The sequence below is a fragment of the Kineococcus lubricus genome (assembly GCF_050871965.1).
In the GTDB taxonomy this organism is placed as follows: Bacteria; Actinomycetota; Actinomycetes; order Actinomycetales; family Kineococcaceae; genus Kineococcus.
This window is the reverse complement of record NZ_JBJLSK010000022.1, coordinates 42,817-68,973: the sequence shown is the minus strand read 5'-3', so window position 1 is coordinate 68,973 and position 26,157 is coordinate 42,817. Positions and strand designations below refer to the sequence as shown.

Genomic DNA, 26,157 nt, shown 5'->3' with positions numbered 1-26,157 from the left:
CGGCCGACGCGTCGTCGCCGGCGTGCAGCACGTACGAGCGGCGGGCCGGGCCGTCGGGGACGGCCAGGGCGTGCAGGTCCCGGGCGCGGGCCAGCGCGGCGGCCGGCAGCAGCGCGGTCCCCACGCCGGCGCGCACGAGGTCCAGCAGCAGCGCGAGGTCGTCGGTCTCGACGACGACGTCGCGGGTGAGGCTGGCCGCCGAGAACGCCTCGTCGGTCTGGCGCCGGCCGCCGGTCCCGGCGGGGAAGTCGACGCACGGGCGGGCGGCCACGTCCCGCAGCCGGACCCGCCGCCGCGCCGACCACGGGTCGCCGGCGGGGACGACCGCGACGTGCCGCTCGACGGCCAGCAGCCGGCTCCCCACCCCCGTCGGGGGGTCGGTCAGCGCGAACCCGGCGAACCCGACGTCGAGGGAGCCGTCGGCGACGGCGGCCAGGGTCACGTCGCTGCTGAGCACGCTGACCGTCGTGCGGACCCCGGGGTGGCGGCGCCGCAGCCCGGCCAGGACGTCGGGCAGCCGCAGGTCCGGCAGCGTGGGGATGGTCCCGATCCGCAGCCGGCCGGCGACGGCGCCGCCGGCGGCGACGACGTCGGTGCGCATCCGGTCCAGCTCGGCCAGCACCGTGCGGGCCCGCGGCAGCAGCGCCGCCCCGGCGGGGGTCAGCCGCACGCGGCGGCTGGTCCGGTCGAACAGCCGGGTGCCGAGCTCGGCCTCGAGGGTGGCGACCTGGTGGCTCAGGGCGGACTGCGCGATGCCGAGGTCGGCGGCGGCGCGGGTGAAGTGCAGGCCGTCGGCGACCGCGAGGACGCAGTGCAGCTGCAACGGGGTCACGACCCCGACACTAATCGCCGAGCGCGATCGATCGAGGGCGTTCGATCGCTTGGACAGGTCCGGGCGCGGGCGGTCACGATGACCGGGTGCTGACCCGACCCCTGCTGCTGCTGATGGCCGTCACGACCGGGCTCGCCGTGGGCGGGAACTACGTGAACCAGCCGCTGCTGGACACCATCGCCGGCGACCTCGGCGTCGGGGACGGCGCGGCCGCGGCGCTGGTGACGGTCGCGCAGGTCTCCTACGGCCTGGGCCTGCTGCTCGTCGTGCCGCTGGGGGACCTGCTCGAACGGCGCCGGCTGCTGGTGACGCTGGCCCTGCTGGCCGCGGCCGGGCACGCGGTGTGCGCGCTGGCGCCGAACTACCCGACGCTCGTGGTCGGGACCGCCGTGGCGGGGACGTTCTCGGTCGCCGCGCAGATCCTCGTCCCGTTCGCGGCCGAGCTGGCCGGGCCCGGCCGCGAGGGCCGCGCCGTGGGCACCGTCATGAGCGGTCTGCTCATCGGGGCGCTGCTGGCGCGCAGCGTCTCCGGCGCCCTGGCCGAGGTCGCGGACTGGCACGCCCCGTACGCCCTGGTCGCCGTCGGGCTGCTCGTCATCGCTCTCGTGCTGCGCCGCAGGCTGCCGCGCAGCGAGCCCACCGCCGCGGGCGGGTACCGGGCGACGCTGGCCTCCACGGCCCGGCTGGTGGGGGAGCTGCCGCGGCTGCGCACCCGCGCCCTGCTCGGCGGGCTGGGGTTCGCCGGGGTCTCGGTGCTGTTCGCGACGACCACGTTCCTGCTCGCCGGTCCCGCCTTCGGGCTGTCCGAGCTGGCGATCGGGCTGGTCGGCCTCGCCGGGGTGGCGGGGGCGTCGATGGCGACGCTGGCCGGGCGGATGGCCGACGCCGGGCGCGGGCAGCTGGCCACCGGCCTGGGCGCCGTCGGCCTCGTGCTCACCTGGGGGCTGCTGGGCCTGTCGAGCTCGCCGTGGCTGACGTCGCTGCTGCTGTTCGTCCTCGGCTTCGGCCTGGCCGACATGTTCCTGCAGGCCGTGCACGTCTCCAACCAGAACGTCGTCTACCCGCTGCGCCCGGACGCCCGCGCCCGGATCAACTCCGTCTACATGACGACGTACTTCGCCGGCGGCGCGCTGGGCTCGGTCGTCGGGTCGGCCGCGTGGGGCGCGGGCGGCTGGCCCGCCGTGACGGCCGCCGGGGCGGGGCTGGGGGTGCTGACGGTCCTGGTGTGGCTGCTCGACGTGCGCCGGGAACGGGCCGGGCGGCCGCTCAGCCCCGCCGCCGCCGGTAGCCGATGACGCCGCCGATCCCGCCGACGACGAGGACGGCGGCGACCCCCACCGCGATGAGCGTGCGGTCGCCCTCGGAGTCGACCGCGGTGGCCGGGTCGACCGTCGCGGGGGACGCGGCCTCCGACGGGGCCTGCGACGCGGCCTCCGACGGGGCCTGCGACGGGGTGCCCTCCGGGCTCGCGGTCGCCGCGGGGGCCGAGGGGGTGGCCGCGGCCGAGGCGGTGAAGGAGAAGCCGCCCGAGATCGGGTGCCCGTCGGAGGACGTCACGCGCCACTGCACCTCGTAGGTGCCGGCGGGGCGGTCCCCGGTGAGGGTCGTGGTGATCGCGGTGTCCACGATCCGCGGGTCGCCCGCGGAGACGACCGACCCGTCCGGGCCGGTGACCTGCACCTGCGTGCCGAGCGCGACCGGGGTGGCGGACATCGTCAGCACCACCTGCTCGGGGGCCACCTCGACCACGGCGCCGTCGGCGGGGTCGGTGGACTGCAGGCGGTCGTGGGCCGCGGCGGGGGTCGCGGTGAGCAGCGGAGCGCCGAGGGTCAGCAGGCCCCCGGCCAGCGCCAGGGCGGTGGTGCGGTGCCCCCGGCGGGTGCGGGGACGGGTGCGGGCGGCGGGGCGGGACGGGGCGGTCGGCAGGGCGGTCGGCACGTCCCACAGGGTACGGAGCGCCGCCGGGGGCGTTCCCGGGGCGTTCCGGGGGTCGTCGCCACAACGGCCCGCCCGCGGCTTGACGCGACGCCTGGTAGCCGATTGGCTGCACCCCGTCGTCGGGCGTCACCGAAAGTCACAGGCGTTCCACTTCTCGTCGTTGCCCGTGCTTGCTCCAGCAGGAGGCCACCGTGGTCGCCCGTCGTCCGCTCACCACCTCGGCGCTCGCGATGGGAGCAGGGCTCCTCCTCGCCGTCGTCCCCGTCCTCCCGGCCACCGCCGCACCCGTCCCCGTCGCCGCGCCCACCGCGGGCCCGGGGACGTACGCCGACGGCCGCTACGTCGTCACCCTCGCCCAGGACCCCGTCGCCCGGTACGACGGCTCGCTGCCCGGCATCCCGCGGCTGAAGTCGGCCGGCGGCGACGTCGACCTCACCCGCCCCGCGACCCGGCGGTACCGCGACCTGCTCGAGCAGGCCCAGACGAAGGCCGCCGAGGTCGTCGGCGCGACCGTCGAGCAGCGGTACACCGTGGCGCTCAACGGGTTCAGCACCGAGCTGACCGCCGCGCAGGCCGCGAAGCTGGCCAGCACCGCCGGGGTCGTCTCCGTCACCCCGGACACCACGCGCCACCTCGCGACGGCGGACACCACCACCGCGACCGGCACCGCCACCACCGCCACCACCGACACCGCCACCACCGCGACCACCGCGGGCACGGCGACGACCCTGGCCGCCCCCGCCCGCGCGCGCACCACCGCCGCCTACCTCGGGCTGCCCGGGGCCGGCGGGGTCTGGGAACGGCTCGGCGGCCCCGGCGCCGCCGGCAAGGGCGTCGTCGTCGCCGACCTCGACACCGGCCTGTGGTCCCAGCACCCCTCCGTCGCCGGGTCGAAGCTGCCCGCGGCGGCCCCCGCCGACGACCCGCTGCGCGCCCACCGCGACGGGTCCACGATCCGCATGCTCAAGGCCGACGGCGGCACCTACACCGGGGTGTGCGAGACCGGTGAGCAGTGGACCGCCGCGGACTGCTCGACGAAGGTCGTCGGCGCCCGCACCTTCAACACCGGGTACACCGCGGTGTACACCCTCGGCGACGACGAGTTCGCCTCCGCCCGCGACAGCGACGGCCACGGCACCCACACCGCGACCACCGTCGCCGGCCGCACCGGCGTCCCCGCCACCATCGGCGGGCGGTCCTACGGCGACGTCACCGGCATCGCCCCCGCGGCCTCGCTGGCCGTCTACAAGGTCTGCTGGACCGACGACCAGGGCGTCAACGGCTGCCAGACGTCCGACCTCGTCGCCGCCATCGACCAGGCCGTCGCGGACAACGTCGACGTCATCAACTACTCGATCGGGACCGACCCGTCCGCCGACCCCGCCGACCCGGTGGAGGCCGCGTTCCTCGTCGCCGCCTCCGCCGGCATCTTCGTGGCCGCCTCGGCCGGGAACTCCGGACCGGCCGTCTCCACCGTCGACCACCAGAGCCCGTGGGTCACCACCGTGGCCGCCGGGACGTCGGTGCTGCGCGAGGGCACCGTGGTCCTCGACGACGGCACGAAGCTCGTCGGCGCCCGGCTGGCGCAGGAACCGCTGCCGTCCGCGCCCGTCGTGCTCGGGTCCGCGGTGAGGATCCGCCAGGCGCCCGCCGACGACGCGGACAAGTGCCTCGACGGCTCCCTGGACCCGGCCCGGGCCAAGGGGAGAATCGTGGTCTGCGAGCGGGCCCTCACCGCCCGCGTCGCGAAGTCCGTCGAGGTCGCCCGCGCCGGCGGCGTCGGGATGATCATCTACAACCCGGTCCCGAACTCCCTGGAACCCGACGCGCACGCGGTGCCCACCGTGCACCTCGACACCGCCCAGGGCGAGGCCGTGCTCGCCCACCTCCGCTCCACCCGGAACCCGACCGCCTCCTTCCAGCCGGGCAACACCTCCGGCACCCCGACGGTGACCCCGCAGGTGTCGGCGTTCTCCTCGCGCGGGCCGGCGATCGTGCAGGACGGCGACGTCCTCAAACCCGACCTCACCGCCCCCGGGTCCGGCATCGTCGCCGGGTACTCCCCGGTGGCCCGCCGCGGCGGCGGGGACCCGACCGGGGACCTGTTCGCCCCCGAGTCCGGGACGTCGATGTCGGCCCCGCACGTGGCCGGCCTCGCGGCCCTGTACGGCGCGGCCCACCCCGAGTTCACGCCCGCGATGGTCAAGTCGGCGCTCATGACGACCAGCCGGGGGCTCCTGGCCGCCGACGGCCGCCCCGACCGCGACACCTTCGGCGGCGGCGCCGGGTTCGTCGACCCGACGCGGATGCTGGACCCCGGCCTCGTCTACGACGCCACCCCGGCCCAGTGGCTGAGCTACCTCGAGGGCGCCGGGGTCGCGACCGGCACCGGCGTGCCCGCGGTCGACCCCAGCGACCTCAACCAGGCGTCCATCGCCGTCGCCGACCTCGTCGCGACCCGCACCGTGACCCGCACCGTCACCGCCACCACCGCCGGGTTCTACCTCGCCCGCGCCGACGTCCCCGGCTTCGACGTCCAGGTCCAGCCCAGCGTGCTGAACCTGCGGGCCGGTCAGAGCGCGCAGTTCCGGGTGACGTTCACCCGCACCACCGCCGCCCCGGGGACGTGGGCGCCGGGGTCGCTGACCTGGACCGGCGGCGCGGACCAGACCGTCCGGTCCCCGGTCGCCCTCAAACCCCTCGCGACCGGGCCGGTCCCCGCCGAGCTCACCGCCCCGAACACCGGGACCGGCAGCGTCCGGGGCACCGTCGTGGCCGGCACCGACGGGGCCCTGGACCTGCACCCGTCCGGGCTCGTCGCCGGGCGCACCAACGCCGGCCGCGTCGGCGTCCAGCGGGTCGTGGAGTTCCCCGTGACGATCCCCGAGGGCACCACCTTCACCCGGTTCGACCTGACCGGGGACGCCGGGACCGACCTCGACCTGTACCTGTACACCGAGTACGGCGAACTCGTCGGCGCCTCCACCAGCACCACGGCCACCGAGCGGATCGACGGGTACGTCGAACCGGGCCGGCACGTCCTGCAGGTCGTCGGGTTCACCGGGGCGCCGGGCGCCACCTCCATCGGGTACCGCCTCACCCGGTTCGTGGTGCCCGACGGGGCCCGCGGCGGGCGGTTCTCCGTCCAGCCCGACCCGCTGCCGCTGACCCAGGGCCGGCCGGCGACGTTCACGGCGTCCTGGTCCGGGCTCAAGCCGGGCACCCGCTACCTCGGGACGATCGGGTACGGCGAGGGCGAGGAGCGGACGATCGTCGCGGTCGGCTGACCCGTCCGTGCGAGCATGGGGCCGTGCAGCAGGCCCCGCAGCGGAAACCGCAGCCCACGAACACCGGCGCCCTCGGCGGGGTCGTCGCCTCGGTCGCCGGTCTGGTCGTCTCGCTGGCGCTGGCCCCCGTGGGGGTCGTGATCGGGGCCGTCGTCCTGGTCCTGGGCCTGCGCGCGCTGCGCGGCGGGCACCCCGACCGCGGCTGGTGGGCCGCGGCCACCGCCCTGGCGGCGCTGTGCCTGGCCTCGGGGGTGTTCGGGACCGTCGTGGGCCTGCGGGCGGCCGGGGCGTGAGCGCCCCCGGACCCGACGACGCGCCGCTCATCGTCAGCGCGGTCGTGGACGAGCCGGTGCAGGAGGCGTGGGACGCCTTGCGCCGCAGGTACTTCCCGCCCGAGCGGAACCAGCTGGCCGCCCACCTCACGGTGTTCCACGCCCTGCCCGGCGACGCGGCCGGCGAGGTGTGCGACGCCGTCCGCGACGCCTGCCGCCACCCCGCCCCGCACGGTGAGGTGGTGTCGGTGCGGTCCCTGGGCCGCGGCGCCGCCCTCGTCGTGGAGTGCCCCGGGCTCGGCGCGGCGCGCACCCGCATCGCCCGCGCCCTGGCCGGGCGGCTCACCCGGCAGGACGAGCAGGGTTTCCGCCCGCACGTCACCGTCCAGAACTTCGTCGACCCCGCCACCGCCCGCGCCACCGTGGCCGAGCTCACCGCCGGGTTCGCGCCCCGGGGGTTCACGGTGAGGGAGCTGGCGGTGTTCCGCTACCGCGGTGGTCCGTGGGAACCCTTCGCGCAGTTCGCCTTCGAGACCCCGGCCGCGGACACCCCCTGACCCGCGGCGGTCAGCGCACCCCGCCACCGCGGGCCGTCGCGACGGCCGCGGGCAGCGCCGCGAGGACCGCGTCGACGTCGGACCCGCCCGATCCGGTCCCCAGCGTGAAGCGGACCGCGGTGCGGGCCAGGTCGGGGTCCAGCCCCGTGGCGAGCAGGACGTGCGAGGCGTCGTCGGAGCCGGCGGCGCACGCCGACCCGCTGGAGCAGACGATCCCGGCCGCCTCCAGCTCCTGGAGGACGGTCTCGCCGCCGACCCCGGCGAAGCAGAACGACGCGTGCCCGGGCAGGCGCCGCGTCCGGTGCCCCGTCAGGCGGGCTCCCGGGACGGTCGCCAGGACCCCCTCGACGAGCCGGTCCCGCAGCGCGGTCAGCCGCGGGACCTCGACGGCGCGGGTGGTGGCCGCCAGGTGCAGGGCGACGGCGGTGCCGACGGCGGAGGCCACGTCGGTGGTCCCGGACCGGCGGCCCCGTTCCTGGCCGCCGCCGTGCAGCAGCGGGGTCAGCGGCACCGCGCCGCGGACCCACAGGAAACCCGCCCCGCGCAGCCCGCCGAACTTGTGCGCCGAGACCGACAGCGCGTCGACCCCCAGCCTCGTCACGTCGAGGTCGAGGTGCCCGGCGGCCTGCACGGCGTCGGTGTGGAACGGGACCCCCAGCGCGCGGCAGCGCGCCGAGACCTCCGCCAGCGGCTGCACCGTGCCGATCTCGTTGTTCGCGTGCATCACCGAGACCAGGGTCGTGTCCGGGCGCAGCACGGCGTCCAGGGCGGCGAGGTCCAGGAGCCCGTCGGCGTCCACCCCCACCACGTCGACGGCGAAGCCGTTGCCGCGCAGCGCGTTCGCGGTCTCCAGCACGGCGGGGTGCTCGATCGCGGACACGACGACGTGCCGTCCGCGCGGGTTCGCGGTGGCGATGCCGGTGATCGCGAGGTTGTCCGCCTCGGTGCCGCCGGAGGTCAGCACGACCTCTCCGGGCCGGGCGCCGAGGACCTCGGCGATCGCGCCGCGGGCCGCGTCGAGCCCGGCCTTCGCGGCCCGGCCGGCCTCGTGCGCGCTGGAGGGGTTGCCGGTGACCTGCGTCAGGTACGGCCAGACCGCCTCCAGGACCTCGCGGTGGGGTGGGGACGTCGCGGCGTGGTCGAGGTAGATCACGGGTTCACGGTGGTGTCGAGCCCGAGGTCGAGCGTGCGGGAGTTCTGGGTCAGCGCCCCCACCGAGACGAGGTCCACGCCGGTGGCGGCGATGGCGCGGACGGTGTCCAGGCGCACCCCGCCGCTGGCCTCCACCAGGGCGCGGGAGCGGGCCCGGACGGTGCGCACGCCCTCGGCGAGGTCGTCGAGGGTGAAGTTGTCGAGCATCACCACGTCCACGTCGGCGTCGAGCACGGCCCCGAGCTGGTCGAGCCGGTCGACCTCCACCTCGATCGCCGTGGTGTGCGGCACCGCCGCGCGCACCGAGCGCAGCGCCGCGGTGACGTCGAGCCCGCTCGCCAGCAGGACGGCGAGGTGGTTGTCCTTGACGAGCACGGCGTCCGACAGCGACCAGCGGTGGTTGTGCCCGCCGCCGGCGCGCACCGCGGCGCGCTCGAGCGCGCGCAGCCCCGGCGTCGTCTTGCGGGTGTCGACGACCCGGGCGCCGGTCCCGGCGACGGCGTCGACGAAGGCGGCGGTGGTGGTGGCGACGCCGGACAGGTGCTGGAGCAGGTTCAGCGCGACGCGCTCGGCCCGCAGCACCGCGTGCGCCGTGCCGCGGACGCGGCCGAGGGCGTCCCCGGCGGCGAACCGGGTGCCGTCGGCGGCGAGGTCGAGGAGGTCCAGCGATCCGCCGGTCAGGCGCGCGGCCTGCGCGAACGCCTCCCGGGCCGCGTCCGTCCCGGCCAGGACCCCGGGTTCGCGGGCGACGAGCCGGGCGTCGGCGAGGGCGTCGCGCGGCAGCAGGGTCTCGCTGGTCACGTCCCCCCAGGGGGCGTCCTCAGCCAGGGCGAGCGCGACGACGTCGGCGGCGTTCCTCACGCGGTCCTCCGGAAGCTGCGGCGCACGGGCCGGTGCGGGGTGGTCGGGTGGTCGGAGCGGGAGTGCGCGCCCAGGCTCTCGCGGCGGGCGGTGGCGGCCGCGACGAGCAGGCGCCCGGCCAGGACGAGGTTGGCGTCCTCGCGGGCCGAGCGCGGGACGCCGGGGTCGGTGGCCGGCAGGTCGACGGGGTCCTCCTGCGGGGTGAGGATCTTCTCGGCGACGGCCAGGCCCGCCGCGTCGCGGACCAGCCCCGCGTGCTCCCACAGCGCGGCCTGCAGTTCCCGGCGGCCCACGTGCGCGGCGACGGGCGGGGCCGGTGCGGCGACGTCGGTCACCGTCTCGGGGACGGTGTCGTCGAAGGTGGCCGGGCCCGGCCCGCCGGCGGTGTCGGCGGCGACCGCGCCCCCGGCGACGAGGGCCTCCAGCAGCGAGTTCGACGCGAGGCGGTTCGCCCCGTGGACCCCGGAGCAGGCGACCTCGCCCGCGGCCCACAACCCGGGCAGCGAGGTGCGGCCGGTGGCGTCGGTGCGGACGCCACCCATCCAGTAGTGCGCCGCCGGGGTCACCGGGATCGGGTCGGTCTCGGGGTCCAGGCCCACCCGGGCGCACATCCGGGCGATCGAGGGGAACCGCTCGGCGAAGGGGCGGCCGAGGGCGGCCGAGACGCCGCGCGCGTCGAGCAGCGCGGGTGCGCCGCCGTGGGCGGCCATCGCGCCCACCAGGGCGCGGGCCACCACGTCGCGCGGGGCGAGCTCGGCGCGCGGGTCGACCCCCGGCATGAACCGGTCCCCGGCCGCGTCGAGCAGGACCGCGCCCTCGCCGCGCACGGCCTCGGAGACGAGGAACGGCTCGGCCGTCGCGGCGACGGTGGGGTGGAACTGGAAGAACTCCAGGTCCGCGACGAGGGCCCCGGCGCGGAACGCCGCCGCCAGCCCGTCGGCCGTCGCGACGGCGGGGTTGGTGGTGCGGCTGAACAGCTGGCCGGCGCCGCCGGTCGCCAGGACCACGGCGTCGGCGTGGACGCGCAGCGCGGCCCCCGCGCCGGTGAGGAACTCCGCGCCGGTGACGGTGCCGCCCTCGGGGCCGCCGTCGGTGAGCAGCCCCAGCAGGAACGTGTCCTCGTGGACGGTCACGTCGCTGCGCCGGACGGCGGCCGCCAGCGCCCGCGAGATCGCGGCCCCGGTCCGGTCCCCGCCGGCGTGCAGGACGCGGGCCGTGGAGTGCGCGGCCTCCAGCCCCAGAGCCCAGCCCCCGTCGCGGCCGCGGTCGAAGTCGACGCCGCGCTCGGCCAGGACCCGCACCGCGGCCGGTCCCGCCGCGCACAGCGCCTCCACGGCCGCGGGGGAGGACAGCCCGGCCCCGGCGGCCAGGGTGTCCGCGACGTGCGCGGGCACGTCGGCGCGGCCGGTCGGGGCCGCGACACCGCCCTGGGCGTGCGGGGTGCTGCCGTCGCCGAGGGCGGTCTTGGTGACCAGGACGACGCGCCGGGTGCGGGCGGCCTCCAGCGCCGCGGTGAGCCCGGCGACACCGGCCCCGACGACGAGGACGTCGGTCCGCGGTTCCCGCGCCGGTGGGGGTTTCACGCGCCCACCGCCAGCATCCGCTCCACCGCCGTGCGCGCGTGCGTCGCGACGGCGGCCGGGACGCTGACCCGGTTCACGACGCGGCCGGCGACGAGGGACTCCAGCACCCAGGCCAGGTAGGCGGGGTGGATGCGGTACATCGTCGAGCACGGGCAGACGACGGGGTCCAGGCACTCGATCGTGAGGTCGGGGCGGGTGTCGGCCAGCCGGCGGACCATGTTGATCTCGGTGCCGATGGCGAACGCCGTCCCGGCGGGGGCGGCGTCGACGGCGAGCTGGATGTACCGGGTGGAACCGGCCTCGTCGGCGGCGTCGACGACCTCCATCGGGCACTCGGGGTGCACGACGACCCGGACGTCGGGGTTCTTCGCGCGGGCCTGCGCGATCTGGTCGACGGTGAACCGCTGGTGCACCGAGCACCACCCGCGCCACAGGACGACGCGGGCGTCGAGCAGGGCCTCGGCGGAGTTCCCGCCGCGGGGTTTGCGCGGGTCCCACAGAGGCATGACGTCGGTGGGCACGCCCATCGCCTTGGCGGTGTTCCGGCCCAGGTGCTGGTCGGGGAAGAACAGGACGCGCTGCCCGCGCTCGAAGGCCCACTCCAGGACCTCGCGGGCGTTCGAGCTGGTGCAGACGATCCCGCCGTGCTCGCCGCAGAAACCCTTGAGGTCCGCCGCGGAGTTCATGTAGGTCACGGGGACCACGGGGACCTTGCCCTCGGCGTCGGGTTCGGTGCCGTACAGCGCCTCGAGCTGTTCCCAGCACGCCTGCACGGCGTCGATGTCGGCCATGTCGGCCATCGAGCACCCGGCGGCGAGGTTGGGCAGGATGACGGGCTGGTCGGCGGTGGTGAGCAGGTCCGCGGTCTCGGCCATGAAGTGGACCCCGCAGAACACGACGAACTCGGCCTCGGGGTGCCGCTGGGACTGCTGGGCCAGCTGGAAGGAGTCGCCCACGAAGTCGGCGTACCGGACGATCTCGTCGCGCTGGTAGGCGTGCCCGAGGATCGTGACGCGCGAGCCGAGGGTCTCCTTGGCGGCGCGGATGCGGCGGTCGAGCTCGTCGGCCGGCAGCAGCCGGTACTGCGCCGGGATCTGCTGCTGGACGGGCGATCCGGCCGGGACGGGGTCCTGCCGCGAGGCGCCCGCGCCGTAGGTGGGCGCCGGCAGCGGGAGGCCCGGGACGGCGTCGAACTGCCAGGGGGCGGTGGGCAGGTCGGGGTCGCAGGTGCTGTCCGCCCCACCCGGGGCGCGGGTGAGCAGCTCGATCTGGGTGGGGACGGACGCCATCGTGCAGCCTTCTCTCGGGGGGTTTCTTCTGGGGGGTCTGCTCAGGTGCCGGGCGAGCGTCCCCGGGGGTTCAGGCCAGGGAACCGGCGGACCGCAGCGGTCCGGCGGACCCCTCGGGGACCACGGCCCGGTACAGCTTCGGCGGGCGGTGCCGGCCGCCGGTCTGGCGTTCGCCCGTCTCGACCACGGTGCCCGAACCCTCCACCTGGCGGCGGAAGTTCGCGGGGTCGAGGGGGCGCTGGAGCACGGCCTCGTGCACCTCGCGCAGTTGCGCGAGGGAGAACTGCTCGTCGAGGAAGTGCTGGGCGACGTGGGCGTGCTGGACCTTCGTCCGCAGCCGCCACAAGGCGTACTGCACGATCTCGTCGTGGTCGAACGCCAGCCCGTGGCAGTCGTCCGCGGAGGTCCAGCGGACGTTCTCGCCCTCGACGGCGGCGGCGGCCTCGTGGTTGCGGACCAGGGCCGAGTACACGACCGACACGACGCGCTGGCCGGGGGAGCGGTCGGGGCGGCCGAACGTGTAGAGCTGCTCCAGGTAGCTGGGGCGCAGGCCGGTCGTCTCGGCCAGCGTCCGCCGTCCCGCGTCGCTGAGGCTCTCGGCGGTGCGCACCCACCCCCCGGGCAGCGCCCACCGGTCCCCGAACGGGTCCCGCGTCCGGCGCACGAGCGGCAGGTGCACGCGCACGGCGCCCTCGCGGTCGGGCAGCAGCGCGAAGATCACCGTCGACACCGCGACGAGGATCGCCTGCTCGGACGTGCTCATGGGAACCCAGGACCCCGGATCAGTAAAGGTGGTTCTGACAACAACTGGTCGCCGAGAACTGTAGGGCCACGACCCCCGTCGTCACAAGCCGCCGGCCGCCCCCAGGCGCAGGTGCTGCCAGGTGCCCGCCGCGTCGAGCCGGGTGAGCAACCCCGCCGCCACCGGCAGCGCCGGCAGGTGCACGACACCGGCGGGAGCCTCCCCGTGCACCAGCGACCGGGCCACCTCCGCCGTGACGGCCGCCGTCGCCCGCGTCTGCCGGTGCCCGGTCACCGCGCGCGCCGCGTGCTCGCCGGAGGCCGACCAGGCGTCGGCGCGGACGGTGAACACGTCCCCGCCGAGGTGGACCCGGCCCAGGGACCGGGCCAGCGCCGACCGCACCCGCCCGGACCCGCTCCACGGGGTGCGCCGCAGGAGCCCGAGGGCGCGCAGCGCCGCGCCGGCCGGCCGGGAGTCGAACGCCAGCCGGCTCGTCGTCCTCGCCCCCAGGGCCGCCGCGACGACCGGGGCGTCGGCGAACGGGAACCCCCGCGCCCGGCGCACGAGGACGGTCCCGTCGGGGCCGGGCAGGTGGACGGTCTCGTCCGGGGCGCCCGGGGCGGGGTCCAGCAGGGAGTCCACGGTCCAGCGCACCGCCGCCGGGCCGTGGCGCTCGGCCGCGCCGAGCAGGACGGTGATCTCGACGCGCGCGGCGCCCCCGACCGCGGCCGCGGCCTCGTGCGCCAGCAGGTTGCTCGCCCCGGGGGCCAGGCCCACCGACAGGACACCGGTCGCGCCGTGCTCGCGCGCCGTCGCGTCCAGGCCGGTCAGCCGCGCCAGGTGGGCCGGCGTGGCGCCGACGTCGACGAACCCGGCCCCGGCCTCCAGCAGCGCCCGCGCGGCGGCGACCGGGCCCTCCACGGTCAGCACCGCCACCCGGACCCCGCGCGCGAGGCGGCGCACGGCCGCGGGGTCGTCGAGGTCGGCCGCGCTCCACCGGGTGCCCAGCCGGGCGGCCAGCTCGCGCAGCGGGCCCTCGCGCCGGCCCACCAGGACCACGTCGCGGCCGAACTCCGGCGCCAGCGCCCGGGCCACCCGCGACCCGACCGCACCCGACGCCCCCACCACCAGGATCCCGTTCACCGCGGTGACGCTACGGCGAGCGCGGGGTGCGGCCGTGCCCACCCGGGTCGAGGAGGTCCGCGCAGCGCGCCTCCCCGAGCGCCCTGGCCGGTGAGGCGTCCCTGCCCCCACGACCTCGACGGCGCCGTCGACGTCGACGTCGACGTCGCCACGGTGCTCGCCGCCGACCTCCGGGAACCCCTGCGGGAACCTCTCCGCGAACTCCCCGGTAATTCGGGGTGACAACCCCGGCCCACCGGTCGTACCGTCGAAGGACACGGGAAGGAGGTGGTCCGACACATGGTTTCTCATCGGACGCGTGAGGTGGCTGCCCGCTAGCAGCTGCGTGACAGGACGCGGACCGCTCTGGTCGCCCCGCGCAGCGCGGCGAATCCACGGCAGTCACCGGGTCCCCGGGTGCCGGCTCGTCCAGCCGGCCCACCCCCGCACGGTCGCCCGACCGGCGGAGGTGGAAGTGCCCGGGGACTTTCCCCTGTCCGGGTGACTCGTCCCCGTACTCGTCCCGGGAAGTCGTCCAGAGAAGTTGTCCCGGACAACCACCTATCCTCGACGGCGTGAGTCCCGCCCCGGCCACCCGCCGACGCCTCCTCGCCGACACCACCCCGCTGCGCGAGGTCCCCGCCTTCCGGTGGTTGTGGATCGGGCAGTCGCTGGCCGGCATCGGCACCCAGCTCACCGTCGTCACCGTCGGGTTGCAGGTCTACGCCCTGACCTCCTCGACGTTCTCGGTCGGTCTGGTCGGCCTCTTCGCGCTCGTGCCGCTCGTCGGCCTGGGGCTGTACGGCGGTTCCCTCGTCGACGCGCACGACCGGCGGAAGGTCGCGCTGATCGCCTCCCTGGCGCTGTGGGTGCTCGCCGTCGCGATCGCCGCCCAGGCCTGGTTCCACGTCGGGTCCGTGGAACTGCTCTACGCCCTCGTGGCGCTGCAGAGCGCGGCGTTCGCGGTGAACAACCCGGCCCGGTCCGCGATCGTGCCGGGCATCGTGCCGCGCGAGCTCCTGCCGGCCGCGAACGCCCTGTCCGGCACCACGAACGCCCTCGCGCTGACCGTCGGCCCGCTGCTGGCGGGTTTCCTCGTCGGCGCGTGGGGGTTCCAGGCCGCCTACACCGTCGACGCGGTCACGTTCGTCGCCGCGCTCGTGGGCGTGCACCGGTTGCCGGCCATGCCGCCGGAGGCCGTCCCCGGTGCCCACCGGCCGGGGTTGCGCTCGGTCCTGGAGGGCGTCCGGTTCCTCGGCACCCGCCCGAACGTCCGCATGACGTTCCTGGCCGACCTGTGCGCCATGGTGTTCGCCATGCCGCGCGTGCTGTACCCCGCGATCGCGGCGGCCGAGCTCGGCGGCGGGGCCCGGACCGTCGGGATCCTCGGCGCGGGTTTCGCCGCCGGGTCCGTCCTGGCCGGGTTGTTCTCCGGGCCGCTGGGGGCCGTGCGCCGGCAGGGCGCGTTCGTCGTCGGCTGCATCGCCGTCTACGGCGCCTCGGTCGCCGCGTTCGGGGTCGTGCTCGTGCTCGCGCCCGGCGGCGCCGGGTGGGAGCTGTGGCTGTGCGTCGCGCTGCTCGCGGTCAGCGGCGCCGCCGACGCGGTGAGCTCGGTCTTCCGCGGCACGATCCTGCAGGTCGCCACCCCCGACGCGCTGCGCGGCCGGCTGCAGGGCGTGTTCATCGTCGTGGTCGCCGGCGGGCCGCGCCTGGGCGACCTCGTCCTCGGCTCGACCGCGAGCGCCGTCGGGGAGGGTCTCGCGGCGCTGGCCGGGGGAGCGGCGTGCGTCGTCGCGGTGCTCGTGCTCGCCGACCGCCAGCGCGGGTTCCTGCGCTACGACGCCCGCCACCCGGTCCCCTGACCCCGGGGTCAGGTGGCGCGCAGGCGGGCGTAGTCGTCGAGCGCGACCCGCCGCTCGTGGGCGTGGTCGACGATGCGCTCGGGGTAGCCGTGGGCGTACCCGTCGGCGGCCTCCCACGGCGTGTGGACGGCCTTGCCGGCCAGGTGCCGCAGCTCGGGCACGTAGCGCCGCACGTAGTCGCCGGCGGGGTCGAACCGCTGCCCCTGGGTGACGGGGTTGAACACCCGGAAGAACGGCGAGGCGTCCGTGCCCGAACCCGCGACCCACTGCCAGCCGTGGCTGTTGCTGGCCAGGTCCCCGTCGCGCAGCCAGCGCATGAACTCCCGGGCCCCGTGCGGCCACTCGACGTGCAGGTCCTTGACGAGGAAGCTCGCGACGATCATCCGGACGCGGTTGTGGATCCAGCCGACCGACCGCATCTGCCGCATCCCCGCGTCGACGATCGGGAACCCGGTCCGGCCCTCGGACCAGGCGGTGAACGCCTCGCCGGGCTCGGCGTAGCGCAGCCCGGCGAGCTGGGGCTTGTAGTACTCGCGGGCCGTCTCGGGCCGGTTCCACAGCACGTCGGCGTAGAACTCGCGCCAGCACAGCTCGGTGCGGAACGTCTCGGCGCCGCGGGAGCTCTCGCGGCGCAGCGCGGCCAGCAGCGTCCGCGGGTGCAGCTCACCCCACTTCAGGGCGTGCGAGAGCTGGGACGTCCCGTCGTGGTCGGGGCGGTCGCGCTCGTCGCCGTACCCGGCCAGGCCGTGGCCGAGGAAGTCCTCCCACCGCTCGTGGGCGGCCCGCTCGCCCGCCTCGGGCAGGGTGAGGTCGCCCAGGTCGGGCTCGGCGGGCCAGTGGCGGCCGTCCACGCCCTCGCCGTCGCCGATCCAGCGGACCGTGCCGGGGCTCGGCGCCGGGGCCGGCCAGCCGTGCTCGGCCCAGGCGCGGGAGAACGGCGTGAAGACCTGGAAGGGCCGGCCCGAGCCGTTGAGGATCGTGCCCGGGCCGATGGCGTAGGGGGTGCCGGTCCGGACGAGCTCGCGGTCGTGGGCGGCCAGCGCGGCGGCGACGGCGTCGTCGCGGCGGCGGCCGTGGGGGCCGGCGTCGGCGGTGACGTGGACGCGGCGGGCGCCGACGCGCGCCGCGACCTGCGCGACGACGCGGACGGGGTCGCCGCGCTCGACGACGAGCCGGCCGCCGAGGTCGGCGTCGAGGGCGCGCAGCGACCGCAGCAGGTAGGTGCGCCGGACGTCGCCGGAGGGGCCCCACAGGGCGGGGTCGACGACGAACAGCGGCAGGACCGCGCCGTCGGCGGCGGCGGCGAGCAGCGCGGGGTGGTCCTCCAGCCGCAGGTCCCGCCGGAACCACAGGACGCTCGTGCTCTCCTCGCGCGCAGCCACGACCGCCGACGCTAACCGCGTCCGGTCCCGGCCGCGATCGCAGCCGGTGGCCGGGGTGCCGGGGCCGGGTGCCGGGGCCGGGTGCCGGGCGGCGGGTCAGGGGTGCGACCACCACCGTCCGTACCGGATGATGTGCCCCGTGAGCGATCTCATCGACACCACCGAGATGTACCTCAAGACGGTCTTCGAACTGGAAGAGGAAGGCATCGTGCCGATGCGCGCTCGCATCGCCGAGCGACTCCACCACTCCGGGCCCACCGTCTCCCAGACCGTGGCCCGCATGGAGCGGGACGGCCTGCTGCACGTCGGCACCGACCGCCGGCTGGAGCTGACGGAGGCGGGCAACGCCAAGGCCATGCGGGTGATGCGCAAGCACCGGCTGACCGAGCGCCTGCTGACCGACGTCATCGGGCTGGAGTGGAGCCTGGTGCACGAGGAGGCGTGCCGCTGGGAGCACGTCGTGTCCGAGGAGGTCGAGAAGCGGCTGGTGGCGATCCTGGACCACCCGCACTTCGACCCGTACGGCAACCCCATCCCCGGGCTGGGGGAGCTGGGGGAGGACGACGCCGCGGAGGGGTTCCGCTCCGGGGTCCAGCCGTCGACGGCCCCCGACGTGGAGGGCCGGCCGGTGGTCGTGCGCCGGCTCGGGGAGCCGCTGCAGACCGACGTGCCGCTGCTGGCGCGGTTCCGCGCCGCGGGCCTGGTGCCGGGCGCGGAGGTCGTCGTGAAGTCCGTGGGCGGCGGTGTGGAGGTCGCCGTGGGCGACGGTGTGGTGGACCTCACGACCGCCGAGGCCGGTCACATCTTCGTCGCCCCGCTCTGACCGGTCCGCCCGCTCCACCCGTTCGGCCCTCGCACCTGCGCGGCACCGCGATCGCGGTGACGCTGCGTGCGGGGGCCGTTCGTCGTCCAGGGCCGGACGAGATCGGCGCAGCGTGCCGACTAGTCACTCTCCGTTGCATTCGTGACGACGGCCCGTCACACTCCCGGCACCCGTTCGTCACCGGGTCGTGACATCGCGGCGGCGGAGGGGTTATGGTCCACCCGCAACCACGACAGCGCACGTGGTCGCCCTCGCGTGGACGCCGAGCCCTGCCACCACGCCGAGGTCCCCCGAGACAGTTCATGGCAGGGGTGGGGGAACCACGTTTCCCGGGCGACGTCCGACCCTCCGGTCGGTCCGAGCCCTAGGGGTGAAGCCGGTGCGAACCGGCCGGGCAACTCCAGCCCGAACCCGACAGCTCACCTCGCAGGCGTCGGAGAGGCCACTTCCTTGACGACTCGCGTCCAGGCGCGCCACCGCGCCGCCGTCCGTCCCCTCACGCCCCTGACCGACCTCTCGGACAGCGTCGCCCGCACCGCCGGAGGGGCCGCTCGCACCGGCGCCGTCGCGGCCGCGGCCGGTGGCCTGCTCCTCGCGGTCGCCCTGCCCGCCGGTGCGGCCCCCGCCGCCGCCCCCGCCGCGATCGACAGCTCGGTCGCCTCGACCGTGCCCGCCGCCTTCGGGGCCAACCCGATCGGCGTGGTCTCCGCCCCGGCCACCACCGCCGCCCCCGCGGCCACCGCCACCTTCGCCGCGGCCCCGGCCGCCGCCCCCGTGGTCGTCGCCCCGACGCTGGAGCGGGCCGTCCGCGCCGGCGACGCGGCCCCGGTCGTCGCCTCCTCCGTCGCCGAGAGCGCCGTCGCCGTCCCGGTCGCCGCCGCCGCGGTGGCCGAGCCGGCCCCCGCCCCCGCCCCCGCGCCGGCTCCCGCCCCCGCGCCGGTCCCCCTCGGGCACCGGATCCTCGAGGTCGCCGACGACTACGCCGGCGTCCCCTACGTCTACGGCGGCACCACCCCGCGCGGCTTCGACTGCTCCGGCTACACCAGCTACGTGTACCGCCAGCTGGGCTTCGAGATCCCCCGCACCGCCAACGCGCAGAAGCAGGCCGCCGCCTCGATCTCGCGCGGCGACGCGGTCCCCGGCGACCTCGTGTTCTTCGCCAACGGCGGGGGCCGCGCGTACCACGTCGGCATCTACGCCGGCGACAACATGATGTGGGACGCCCCGCGCGCCGGGAAGCCCGTCCAGCTGCGGGCGATCTGGAGCGACGCCGTCACGTTCGGCCGCCTCGCGCCGACCGTCTGAGCAGTCCCACCGAACACTCCCCCCGCCAGGCGCGGGCCGTCACCCGACGGCCCGCGCCTGCGTCGTCCCCGGGACCGTCGCGGGTGCGCCGGTCGTGTCGGGTGGGATTCACGGGAAAGTTGCTGACTGCCCCGCCACCGGCGACGTACTCTCCCTCCAAGGACGTCGGACCGGACCCACGACGCGGAGGGGCGATGACCACGGCTCAGCCCGGAACCACCCCCCGGACGGGGACCGCGATACCGCACGGCCGGTCCGCGGCCCAGGTCACGGGGCACCACCGCGTGCACCACCACCATGTGACCGTCGTCGCTCTCTCAGAGGCGCCTCTCCCCGCCGGGGAAGGCGCCTCTCGTCGTCTCAGGAGGTGGATGTGCGCACGCTCGTGCTGAACGCCGGCTACGAACCCCTCGCGGTCGTGTCCTTCCGGCGCGCCCTGGTGCTGGTCCTGGCCGGGAAGGCGTCGGTGGTCCTCGCCGACGCCGACCCCGTCGTGGGCGCCACGATGAGCCTGGAACGGCCCTCCGTCATCCTCCTGACGCGCTACGTCCGGGTCCCGCGCGGGCAGACCGTCCCGGTGAGCCGGCGCGGGGTGCTGCGTCGCGACCACTCCCGCTGCGCCTACTGCCGCGGCCACGCCACCACCGTCGACCACGTCCTGCCCCGCAGCCGGCGCGGGCCGGACAGCTGGGAGAACCTCGTCGCCTGCTGCGTGCGCTGCAACAACGCCAAGGGGGACCGCACGCCCGAGGAGATGGGCTGGCACCTGCCGTTCCGGCCCGCCGCCCCCCGCGGCGCGTCGTGGGCCGTGCGCGGGGCCGACCAGCCGGACCCGCGCTGGGACTCCTTCCTGGCGACCGCCGCCTGAACCCGCCGCCCGGACCCGCCGGGACGTCAGTTGACGATCTCGGCGTCCGCCTCGCGCAGGGCCGTGAGGCGCTCGGTCCACTGCCGCAGCGCCTGCGGGGACAGGCGCGTCCAGTCGTGGACCTCCCGCACGACCCGCAACGGGTCGGCGCTGCGGAAGGAGCGCGTCGGGTTGCCCGGGAACCTCTTGTCCGTCACGTTCGGGTCGTCCTCGAAGGGGCCGGTCGGCTCGACCTCGTAGACGTGGGGGACCGCACCGCTGCCCGGGCCCCCGGCCAGCACCACGGCCAGCTCCGCGGCCAGGCCCGCCCCGTCGCGCAGCGCCGTGAAGTAGACGTGGTGCATCACCACCTCGGGGCGGTAGTTCGACCGGCGACCGGCCACGAGGAGGTCGCCGGCCGCCAGCTCGGCCCGCGTCCCGTGGAAGAAGGGTCCGCCCTCGTCCGCCGCCGTCACCCCCGCAGCGTAGGACGGCGCCCGGAAAACGGGAGGCCCCCGGCGCCCGCCCCTCGCTAGCGTCGACGGGGCGACCCCGCCGCCCCGAGCGCTCACCGGAGGACCCGCATGTCCCGCCCCACCCTGTCCTGGCGGCGCCTGGCCGGCCCGACGGCGGCGGGGGCGGCGGTCCTGGGGGTGCTGGCCGCGGTCGCCGAGACGCTGGGCACCGTCGTCACCGGCCGGCTGGCCGCCGACCCCGGCGTCGGGCTGCTCGCCGCGCTCGCCGTCCTCGTCGTGGGGGCCAGCGCCGGGGACACCCTGGGCCGGGTCGCGCTGGCCACGGCCGTCGGGCGGGCCGAGGGCCGGCTGCGCGCCGACCTGCTGGCCGCCGCCTTCGCCCAGCCCGTCCCGGCGCTGGGGGAGCAGGCCGTCGGCGAGGTCATCGACCGCGTCGACGACGACCCCCGCCAGCTCGCCCAGCTGGTCCGCGAAGCCGTCTGGGACCTGGGCCGCGGCGCCGTGCGCTGCCTGGCGGGGTGGGTCGTGGCCGGGCTCGTCTGGTGGCCGGCGTGGATCGTGTTCCCCGTCGTCGCCGTCGTCGTGTGGTTCGCCGTGCGCCGGCCCGCGGCGCTCCTCGTCGAGCGCAAGGTGGCCGAGGAGGTCGCCTGGACCGAGCACGCGGCCCAGCTCGAGGAGGCCGTCGCCGGACGCGACGACATCCGCTCCAGCCTGGGCCGCCCCCACGTGGTGCGCCGCTACGCGGCCCTGGCCGCCGCGGTGCTCGACCGGGTCCGGGCCACCACGGCCGTCTCGGCCACCGTCGCGCGCCGCAGCGTCCTGGTCCTGTCGCTGCTGTGCTGCGCGCTCGTCGTCGGCGGGGTCGCCCTCGTGGGCGAGGGGCGCCTGGGCGTCGCGCAGCTCGTGACGATCTTCCTGCTGTGCTCGGGGTTCGCCGGCGACCTCAACCAGATCGCCGAGCGGCTGCCCGAGGTGCAGGCCGGGCTCGGTGCGGTGCAACGCATCCGGGCCCTGCTGACCGCTCCCGCCGAGCCCGTCGGCGGCCGTCCGGTGGCCGCCGGCCCGCTGAGCGTGGAGTTCGCCGGCGTCCGCTTCGCCCACCCCGGCGGCTTCGCGCTGCGCGACGTCCGCTTCACCGTCCCCGCCGGCACCACCTGCGCCCTCGTCGGGCGCAGCGGCTCGGGCAAGTCGACGCTGGCCGCCCTGCTGTCGCGGGCCCTGGAGCCCGGCCCCGGGCAGGTGCTGCTCGGCGGGGACGACGTCGGCGCGCTGGACCTGCAGGACCTGCGCCGCAGCGTCGGCGTCGTCACCCAGCGCACCGAGCTGCTCGCCGGGACCCTGGCCCAGAACATCACCCTCGACGCCGACGTCCCGCCCGCCCGGCTCGAGGCGGCCGTCGACTCCCTCGGCCTGCGCGAGTGGGTCGACGGCCTGCCCGAGGGGCTGCTCACCCGGCTCGGTCCCGGCGGCAGCACCCTGTCGGCCGGCGAGGAGCAGCTCGTCGCCTTCGCCCGGCTGCTCGTGCGCGACGTCCGCGTCGTCGTCCTCGACGAGGCCACCGCCCGGATGGACCCCGTCACCGAGCACCGCGTCAGCGCCGCCGCCGCCCGGCTGCTCGCCGGCCGCACCGGCCTGCTCATCGCCCACCGGCTCAGCACCACCGCCCGCGCCGACCACGTGGCCGTCCTGGAGGACGGCGCGCTCGTCCAGCACGGGCCCCGCGCCGAGCTCGCCCACCGGCCCGGCCCGTTCGCCGACCTGCTGCGCGCCAGCGGCTCCGAGCAGCTCGACCCCGTCCACCACGACGGCGAGGTCCTGTCCAGCCGGCCCCGCCGCCCCCGCCCGCCCGCCCCGGCCGGCCCCCGCCCCCGGCTGCTGCGGGCTGTCGCGACCGCCGTCACCCGGCACCCGAGCTGGGGGCTGCTCGGCGCCGTCCTGTTCGCCCTGTGCTCGGTGCTCGGCACCTACGGCGCGGTGGCCGGCTGGCTGTGGGGGCTCGTCGTGCAGGGCCTGCAGACCGGCGCCGAGCCGCAGCGGGTGTGGGCGCCGATGGCCGGCCTCGTCCTCGTCCTGGTGTCCGTGCCCTTCCTGCTGACCGTCGCCCTGCGGGTGTACCCGTTGTGGTGGAACGCGATCACCCTCACGACGCGGCTGGCGGTGCTGCGCGGGCAGACCCGCCAGCACCGCCTCGCCCGGGTGCCCGCCGGGGAGGTGACCGCCCGGTGCTTGGACTCCGAGCGGTTCGTCCTCTACACCGACCGCTGCGTCGACGTCGTCATCGGCGTGTTCGTCGTGGCCGTGACCTCCCTGGTCGCCGGGGACGTCACGGCCGGGGCCGTCGTCGCCGTCGTCATGGCCGGTTCCGCGCTCGTCTCCGTCGTCGGCGCGCCGCTGGCCGGGCGGCGGGGCCGGGCCGCCGGGGACGCCCGCGCCGTGTTCGGCCGCGACCTCGGCTCGGCGGTCGACGCCGCCCGCACCGTCAAGCTCGCCGGGGCCGTCCCCGACGTGCTGCGCCGCCTGGTGGCCGTCGACGGCCGGCGCGTGCGGGCCTCGGTGCGCGAGCTGCGGGTCCGGGCCCTGCTGGAGGGGGTCCCCGGGGTGCTCGTGCAGGCCGGCGTCGTGGTGACCTGGGGCCTGCACCTGAGCGGCTGGTGGTCGCTGGCCGACGCCCTGCTGGTCTCCACCGCCGTCGCGGGAGCGTCCTACTACGGCACGGTGTCCGGCGCCGTCATCACCGAGGCCCCCGTCGCCCGGGAGTGGCTGCGGGCCGTCACCGCGCTCGCCGGGACGCCGGACGTGGTGCGCGTCCCGGCCGGCACGGACCTGCTGACCGGCCGCGCGCCCGCCCCGGAGGCGCCGCCGCGCACGCCGCTGCGGCACGTCGACGTCGAGGGGTTCACGGCCGTGCACGACGACGGCACCGTCGGTGTGCAGGACGTCGACCTGCACGTGGAGGCCGGTGAGCTCGTCCTGCTCACCGGCCGGGTCGGGTCCGGCAAGTCCAGCTTGCTCGCCGCCCTGGCCGGTCTGGTCGACCACGAGGGCGCGGTGCGCTGGAACGGCGTCGACGTGGAGGACCCGCAGACCTTCCTGCGCCCGGGCCGGGTCAGCTACGTCGCCCAGGTCCCGCGGGTCCTGTCGGGCAGCTTCGACGACAACGTGACCCTCGACCACGCCCACGCGCGCGCCCTGGCCGACGACGCGGTGCGCGACGCCCGCCTGACCCGCGACGTCACGGCCGCCGGGGGCCGGCACGCCCTCGTCGGGCACCGCGGGGTGCGGCTGTCGGGCGGCCAGGTGCAGCGGCTCGCGCTGGCCCGCGCGCTCGCCTCGGGCGCCGACCTGCTCGTCGCCGACGACGTGTCCTCCGCGCTGGACGCCCGCACCGAGCTGGAGCTGTGGCAGTCGCTGCGGGACCGGGGGACCACCGTCATCGGGGCGTCCTCCAAGCGGTCCGCGCTGCTGGCCGCCGACCGGGTCGTCGTGCTGGCCGACGGGCGGGTGGAGGCGGTCGGCCCGTGGAAGGAGCTGGAGGGGGACTGGGGGCACCTGGCCGGGTGAGGCCGGGGTCCGACCCCGGGGGGACGACCCGACCGCGCCGGGGTGCGAGGCTGGGGCCATGGACGAGAACAAGGGTCAGGGCGAGTCGCTGGACTCGGTGCTGCGGGGGCTGCTCAGGCAGGGCCGGATCGACCCGCAGGCCGAGCGCCTCGCCGCGCAGGGCATCGACCGCCTCAAGGCGTTCCTCGGCACCACCCCGGCGCCCGGCGGGGCGAGCACCGAGGAGGTCCAGGAGGCCGAGGTCGTGGCCGAGGGGCGGGCGATGCTCATGCACACCGTCCCGCTGGCCGACGGCACCCGCGTGGAGGTCCTGGTGCCCGAGCGCCTCACCCGCGCCGAGGCCGACCGGATCGCCGGGGTGCTCACCGCCCTGGCCGTCGAGGAGTGAGCGGCCCCGACGCCGAGGTGGTCGAGGTGACCGGGGTCGTGCGGCTGGGGCAGTTCCTCAAGCTGGCCGGGGCCGTGGACACCGGCGGGCAGGCCCGCGAGGCGCTCGTGGCCGGGGACGTCACCGTCAACGGCGAGCCGGAGGAGCGGCGCGGGCGCCAGCTCGCCGACGGCGACGTCGTGGGCCTGGGCGGGGGGACGTGGACGGTGCGCGTCACGGGGTGAGGCCGGGGCGCTCGCCGGTCAGCGGCCGAGGGCGTCGATCGCGGCGACCTCCGCCGCGTCCAGCGCGAACCCCGCCACGTCCCGGTTGCGGGCCTGCCGCTGCCGGTCCCCGGACTTGGGGATGACCACGACGCCGTGCTGGACGTGCCAGCGCACGACGACCTGCTCGGCGCTCACCCCGTGCCGGTCGGCCGCCGCGCGCAGCGGCCCGGCGGTGAGGTCGGTCGCCTTGAACGGCGAGTAGCCCTCCAGCACGACCCCGCGCTCGCGGTGGGCGGCGAGCAGCTCCGCGTCGAACAGGGCCGGTCCCCACTTCACCTGGTTCACCGCCGGGGTCACCCCGGTCGCGGCCGTCAGCTCGTCGAGCTGGGCCAGGGAGTAGTTCGAGACGCCCACCGCCCGCACCCGCCCGGCCTCGCGCGCCGCGACGAGCCGCTCCCACACGTCCGGTCGCGCCGCCCCGCCGGGCGGCCAGTGGATGAGCCACAGGTCCAGGACGTCGACCCGCAGCAGCCGCAGGCTCCGCTCGAGGAACTCCTCCTCGCGGCCGGCGTGCTCGTGGTGCAGCTTCGTGGTGATCCGCACGTCCGGCAGGCCGGCGTCGGCCACCGCGCGGCCCACCTCGTCCTCGTTCTCGTACATCGTCGCGGTGTCCAGGAGCCGGTACCCCACGTCGAGGGCGTCGCGCAGCGCGCGGTACCCGGGCTCGCCGCGCAGCCCGTACGTGCCCAGGCCCACCAGGGGCAGGTCGAGGGTGCCGTCGAGCGTGCGGACGGGCGTGGTCGGGTCGGTCGTCGCGTCGGGGCTCACGCCGCCGACGCTACGTCCGGTCCCGGCGGCCCGCAGCGGACAGGACCGCCTCGGCGACGGCCCCGGGGGCCAGCTCGGGCACCCAGTGCCCGGTGTCCAGCGGCACCCGCCGGTAGGGGCCCCGGACGTGGTCGGCGGTCCCGGTCACGGCGGCGGGCGCGTAGAACGGGTCGCGGCGGCCGTGCAGGTACGTCACGGGGACCTCGACGGAACCGACCGGACCGGCGTGCGGCAGCGCCCGGTACCAGTTCAGCGCCGCGGTCAGGCTCCCCGGGGCGCGGTGCCGGCGCGCGTACCCGGCGGCGAGCCCGGCGGGCAGCCCGCTGCGGCGCAACGACGCCGCCAGGAGCCGCCCGCCCCCGGCGAGCAGCAGCCGCTCGGGCAGCGCCGGCAGCTGGAAGAACGCGACGTACGTCGAGCGCAGCGGCTGCGTCGAGCGCGTCATCGCCGCACCGAACGCCGCGGGGTGGGCCTGCGACAGCGCGGTCAGCGACGCGACCCGGTCCGGGTGCGCCGCGGCCAGGGCCCAGGCTACGACCCCGCCCCAGTCGTGGCCGACGAGGTGCACCGGGCGCCCCGGGGCGGCGGCGTCGAGGAGGGCGAGGACGTCCGCGACGAGCTCGGTCAGCGCGTAGCCGCGCCGGTGCGGGGGCCGGGCGGTGGGGCAGTAGCCGCGCTGCTCGGGCACGAGCACCCGCAGCCCGCCCGCGACGAGCCGGGGCACCACGGCGTCGTAGGCCTCCGGACCCTGCGGGAACCCGTGCAGGCACACCACGACGTCCCCGTCGGCGGGTCCGGAGTCGGAGACGGCGAAGCGCAGGCCGGCGCGGGTGAAGGTGTCCAC

At 76.9% G+C, this 26,157-nt stretch carries 24 protein-coding genes and 1 riboswitch; of the genes, 12 read left to right on the top strand and 12 right to left on the bottom strand.

Annotated features, from left to right (window positions below; all coding sequences use genetic code 11):
- Positions 1-832: LysR family transcriptional regulator (locus ACRYRX_RS16725; RefSeq protein WP_432513551.1), on the bottom strand; the 832-nt coding region annotated here is incomplete at its 3' end.
- Between the two features lie 86 nt (positions 833-918).
- On the opposite strand from ACRYRX_RS16725, the gene ACRYRX_RS16720 reads away from it, so the two are divergent.
- Positions 919-2,127 (top strand): MFS transporter, encoded by a 1,209-nt coding sequence (locus tag ACRYRX_RS16720; RefSeq protein WP_432513548.1) that lies wholly within the window; start codon positions 919-921, stop codon positions 2,125-2,127.
- Here the strand turns inward: ACRYRX_RS16720 and ACRYRX_RS16715 are convergent.
- Positions 2,099-2,770 (bottom strand): copper resistance CopC family protein, encoded by a 672-nt coding sequence (locus ACRYRX_RS16715; RefSeq protein WP_432513547.1) that lies wholly within the window; start codon positions 2,768-2,770, stop codon positions 2,099-2,101. The two genes, ACRYRX_RS16720 and ACRYRX_RS16715, sit on opposite strands and share 29 nt — an antisense overlap.
- A 191-nt stretch (positions 2,771-2,961) precedes the next feature.
- On the opposite strand from ACRYRX_RS16715, the gene ACRYRX_RS16710 reads away from it, so the two are divergent.
- Genes ACRYRX_RS16710 through ACRYRX_RS16700 form a run of 3 tightly spaced genes read left to right on the top strand, consistent with a single transcriptional unit; the run spans position 2,962 to position 6,886 of the window.
- A complete protein-coding gene (locus tag ACRYRX_RS16710; protein ID WP_432513546.1) occupies positions 2,962-6,057 on the top strand; it encodes a S8 family serine peptidase in 3,096 nt (1,031 codons plus the stop codon).
- Positions 6,058-6,080: 23 nt separating this feature from the next.
- Positions 6,081-6,350, top strand: a complete 270-nt coding sequence (locus ACRYRX_RS16705; protein ID WP_432513544.1) for a hypothetical protein — start codon at positions 6,081-6,083, stop codon at positions 6,348-6,350.
- Positions 6,347-6,886: a 2'-5' RNA ligase family protein gene (locus ACRYRX_RS16700; RefSeq protein ID WP_432513541.1), complete on the top strand. Its 540-nt coding sequence runs from the start codon at positions 6,347-6,349 to the stop codon at positions 6,884-6,886. Before ACRYRX_RS16705 ends, ACRYRX_RS16700 begins: the two co-directional genes overlap by 4 nt.
- 10 nt (positions 6,887-6,896) lie before the next feature.
- On the opposite strand, the gene ACRYRX_RS16695 is transcribed toward ACRYRX_RS16700, so the two are convergent.
- The 6 genes from ACRYRX_RS16695 to ACRYRX_RS16670 all read right to left on the bottom strand — a co-directional run bounded on the left by ACRYRX_RS16695 (position 6,897) and on the right by ACRYRX_RS16670 (position 13,656).
- Positions 6,897-8,039: a cysteine desulfurase family protein gene (locus tag ACRYRX_RS16695; protein WP_432513539.1), complete on the bottom strand. Its 1,143-nt coding sequence runs from the start codon at positions 8,037-8,039 to the stop codon at positions 6,897-6,899.
- Positions 8,036-8,899 (bottom strand): carboxylating nicotinate-nucleotide diphosphorylase, encoded by an 864-nt coding sequence (gene nadC, locus ACRYRX_RS16690; protein ID WP_432513536.1) that lies wholly within the window; start codon positions 8,897-8,899, stop codon positions 8,036-8,038. The genes ACRYRX_RS16695 and nadC overlap by 4 nt, the downstream gene beginning before the upstream one ends.
- Positions 8,896-10,482, bottom strand: coding sequence for an L-aspartate oxidase (gene nadB, locus ACRYRX_RS16685; protein WP_432513534.1), 1,587 nt, complete (start codon positions 10,480-10,482; stop codon positions 8,896-8,898). Before nadB ends, nadC begins: the two co-directional genes overlap by 4 nt.
- Positions 10,479-11,771 (bottom strand): quinolinate synthase NadA, encoded by a 1,293-nt coding sequence (gene nadA / locus ACRYRX_RS16680; RefSeq protein WP_432513532.1) that lies wholly within the window; start codon positions 11,769-11,771, stop codon positions 10,479-10,481. The genes nadB and nadA overlap by 4 nt, the downstream gene beginning before the upstream one ends.
- A gap of 70 nt (positions 11,772-11,841) precedes the next feature.
- A complete protein-coding gene (locus ACRYRX_RS16675) occupies positions 11,842-12,534 on the bottom strand; it encodes an NUDIX hydrolase (RefSeq protein WP_432513531.1) in 693 nt (230 codons plus the stop codon).
- Positions 12,535-12,615: 81 nt separating this feature from the next.
- Entirely contained in the window at positions 12,616-13,656 is a 1,041-nt protein-coding gene (locus tag ACRYRX_RS16670; RefSeq protein WP_432513529.1) for a saccharopine dehydrogenase, read from the bottom strand.
- A gap of 90 nt (positions 13,657-13,746) precedes the next feature.
- On the opposite strand from ACRYRX_RS16670, the gene ACRYRX_RS16665 reads away from it, so the two are divergent.
- Entirely contained in the window at positions 13,747-13,878 is a 132-nt protein-coding gene (locus ACRYRX_RS16665) for a hypothetical protein (protein ID WP_432513527.1), read from the top strand.
- A gap of 332 nt (positions 13,879-14,210) precedes the next feature.
- On the top strand, positions 14,211-15,497 hold the full coding sequence (locus ACRYRX_RS16660) for an MFS transporter (RefSeq protein WP_432513524.1): 1,287 nt from the start codon (positions 14,211-14,213) through the stop codon (positions 15,495-15,497).
- 8 nt (positions 15,498-15,505) lie between these two features.
- Here the strand turns inward: ACRYRX_RS16660 and ACRYRX_RS16655 are convergent, their stop codons facing one another.
- Positions 15,506-16,879: a cryptochrome/photolyase family protein gene (locus ACRYRX_RS16655; protein WP_432513522.1), complete on the bottom strand. Its 1,374-nt coding sequence runs from the start codon at positions 16,877-16,879 to the stop codon at positions 15,506-15,508.
- Positions 16,880-17,018: 139 nt separating this feature from the next.
- Here ACRYRX_RS16655 and ACRYRX_RS16650 point away from each other — a divergent pair, with 139 nt between their 5' ends.
- From ACRYRX_RS16650 to ACRYRX_RS16640, 3 genes are all read left to right on the top strand, one after another.
- Positions 17,019-17,702, top strand: coding sequence for a metal-dependent transcriptional regulator (locus tag ACRYRX_RS16650; protein ID WP_432513519.1), 684 nt, complete (start codon positions 17,019-17,021; stop codon positions 17,700-17,702).
- Between the two features lie 268 nt (positions 17,703-17,970).
- Positions 17,971-18,150: riboswitch (cyclic di-AMP (ydaO/yuaA leader) on the top strand.
- 2 nt (positions 18,151-18,152) lie between these two features.
- Positions 18,153-19,007, top strand: a complete 855-nt coding sequence (locus tag ACRYRX_RS16645) for a C40 family peptidase (RefSeq protein ID WP_432513516.1) — start codon at positions 18,153-18,155, stop codon at positions 19,005-19,007.
- Between the two features lie 373 nt (positions 19,008-19,380).
- Entirely contained in the window at positions 19,381-19,875 is a 495-nt protein-coding gene (locus ACRYRX_RS16640; protein WP_432513514.1) for an HNH endonuclease, read from the top strand.
- Between the two features lie 26 nt (positions 19,876-19,901).
- Here ACRYRX_RS16640 and arr read toward each other — a convergent pair whose 3' ends face one another.
- The gene (gene arr / locus ACRYRX_RS16635) at positions 19,902-20,330 is read right to left on the bottom strand and encodes an NAD(+)--rifampin ADP-ribosyltransferase (RefSeq protein ID WP_432513513.1); all 429 of its coding nucleotides are present in this window, start codon (positions 20,328-20,330) and stop codon (positions 19,902-19,904) included.
- A 108-nt stretch (positions 20,331-20,438) separates the two neighbouring features.
- On the opposite strand from arr, the gene ACRYRX_RS16630 reads away from it, so the two are divergent.
- From ACRYRX_RS16630 to ACRYRX_RS16620, 3 genes are read left to right on the top strand one after another with little or no spacing between them, the layout of a single operon-like run.
- Complete coding sequence (locus ACRYRX_RS16630) at positions 20,439-23,891, top strand: ATP-binding cassette domain-containing protein (protein ID WP_432513512.1); 3,453 nt, start codon at positions 20,439-20,441, stop codon at positions 23,889-23,891.
- Between the two features lie 58 nt (positions 23,892-23,949).
- Positions 23,950-24,279 (top strand): hypothetical protein, encoded by a 330-nt coding sequence (locus ACRYRX_RS16625; RefSeq protein ID WP_432513510.1) that lies wholly within the window; start codon positions 23,950-23,952, stop codon positions 24,277-24,279.
- Complete coding sequence (locus tag ACRYRX_RS16620; protein ID WP_432513509.1) at positions 24,276-24,503, top strand: RNA-binding S4 domain-containing protein; 228 nt, start codon at positions 24,276-24,278, stop codon at positions 24,501-24,503. The genes ACRYRX_RS16625 and ACRYRX_RS16620 overlap by 4 nt, the downstream gene beginning before the upstream one ends.
- 18 nt (positions 24,504-24,521) lie before the next feature.
- Here the strand turns inward: ACRYRX_RS16620 and ACRYRX_RS16615 are convergent, their stop codons facing one another.
- Together ACRYRX_RS16615 and ACRYRX_RS16610 are read right to left on the bottom strand one after the other, a co-directional pair.
- On the bottom strand, positions 24,522-25,313 hold the full coding sequence (locus tag ACRYRX_RS16615; RefSeq protein WP_432513506.1) for an aldo/keto reductase: 792 nt from the start codon (positions 25,311-25,313) through the stop codon (positions 24,522-24,524).
- 10 nt (positions 25,314-25,323) lie between these two features.
- Complete coding sequence (locus tag ACRYRX_RS16610; protein ID WP_432513504.1) at positions 25,324-26,157, bottom strand: alpha/beta fold hydrolase; 834 nt, start codon at positions 26,155-26,157, stop codon at positions 25,324-25,326.

What these genes read in the sequence shown, in the direction of transcription:
- nadA (WP_432513532.1), bottom strand. Translation starts at nt 11,771, where the DNA reads ATGGCGTCCGTCCCCACCCAGATCGAGCTGCTCACCCGCGCCCCGGGT.
- ACRYRX_RS16625 (WP_432513510.1), top strand. Translation starts at nt 23,950, where the DNA reads ATGGACGAGAACAAGGGTCAGGGCGAGTCGCTGGACTCGGTGCTGCGG.
- ACRYRX_RS16675 (WP_432513531.1), bottom strand. Translation starts at nt 12,534, where the DNA reads ATGAGCACGTCCGAGCAGGCGATCCTCGTCGCGGTGTCGACGGTGATC.
- ACRYRX_RS16630 (WP_432513512.1), top strand. Translation starts at nt 20,439, where the DNA reads ATGTCCCGCCCCACCCTGTCCTGGCGGCGCCTGGCCGGCCCGACGGCG.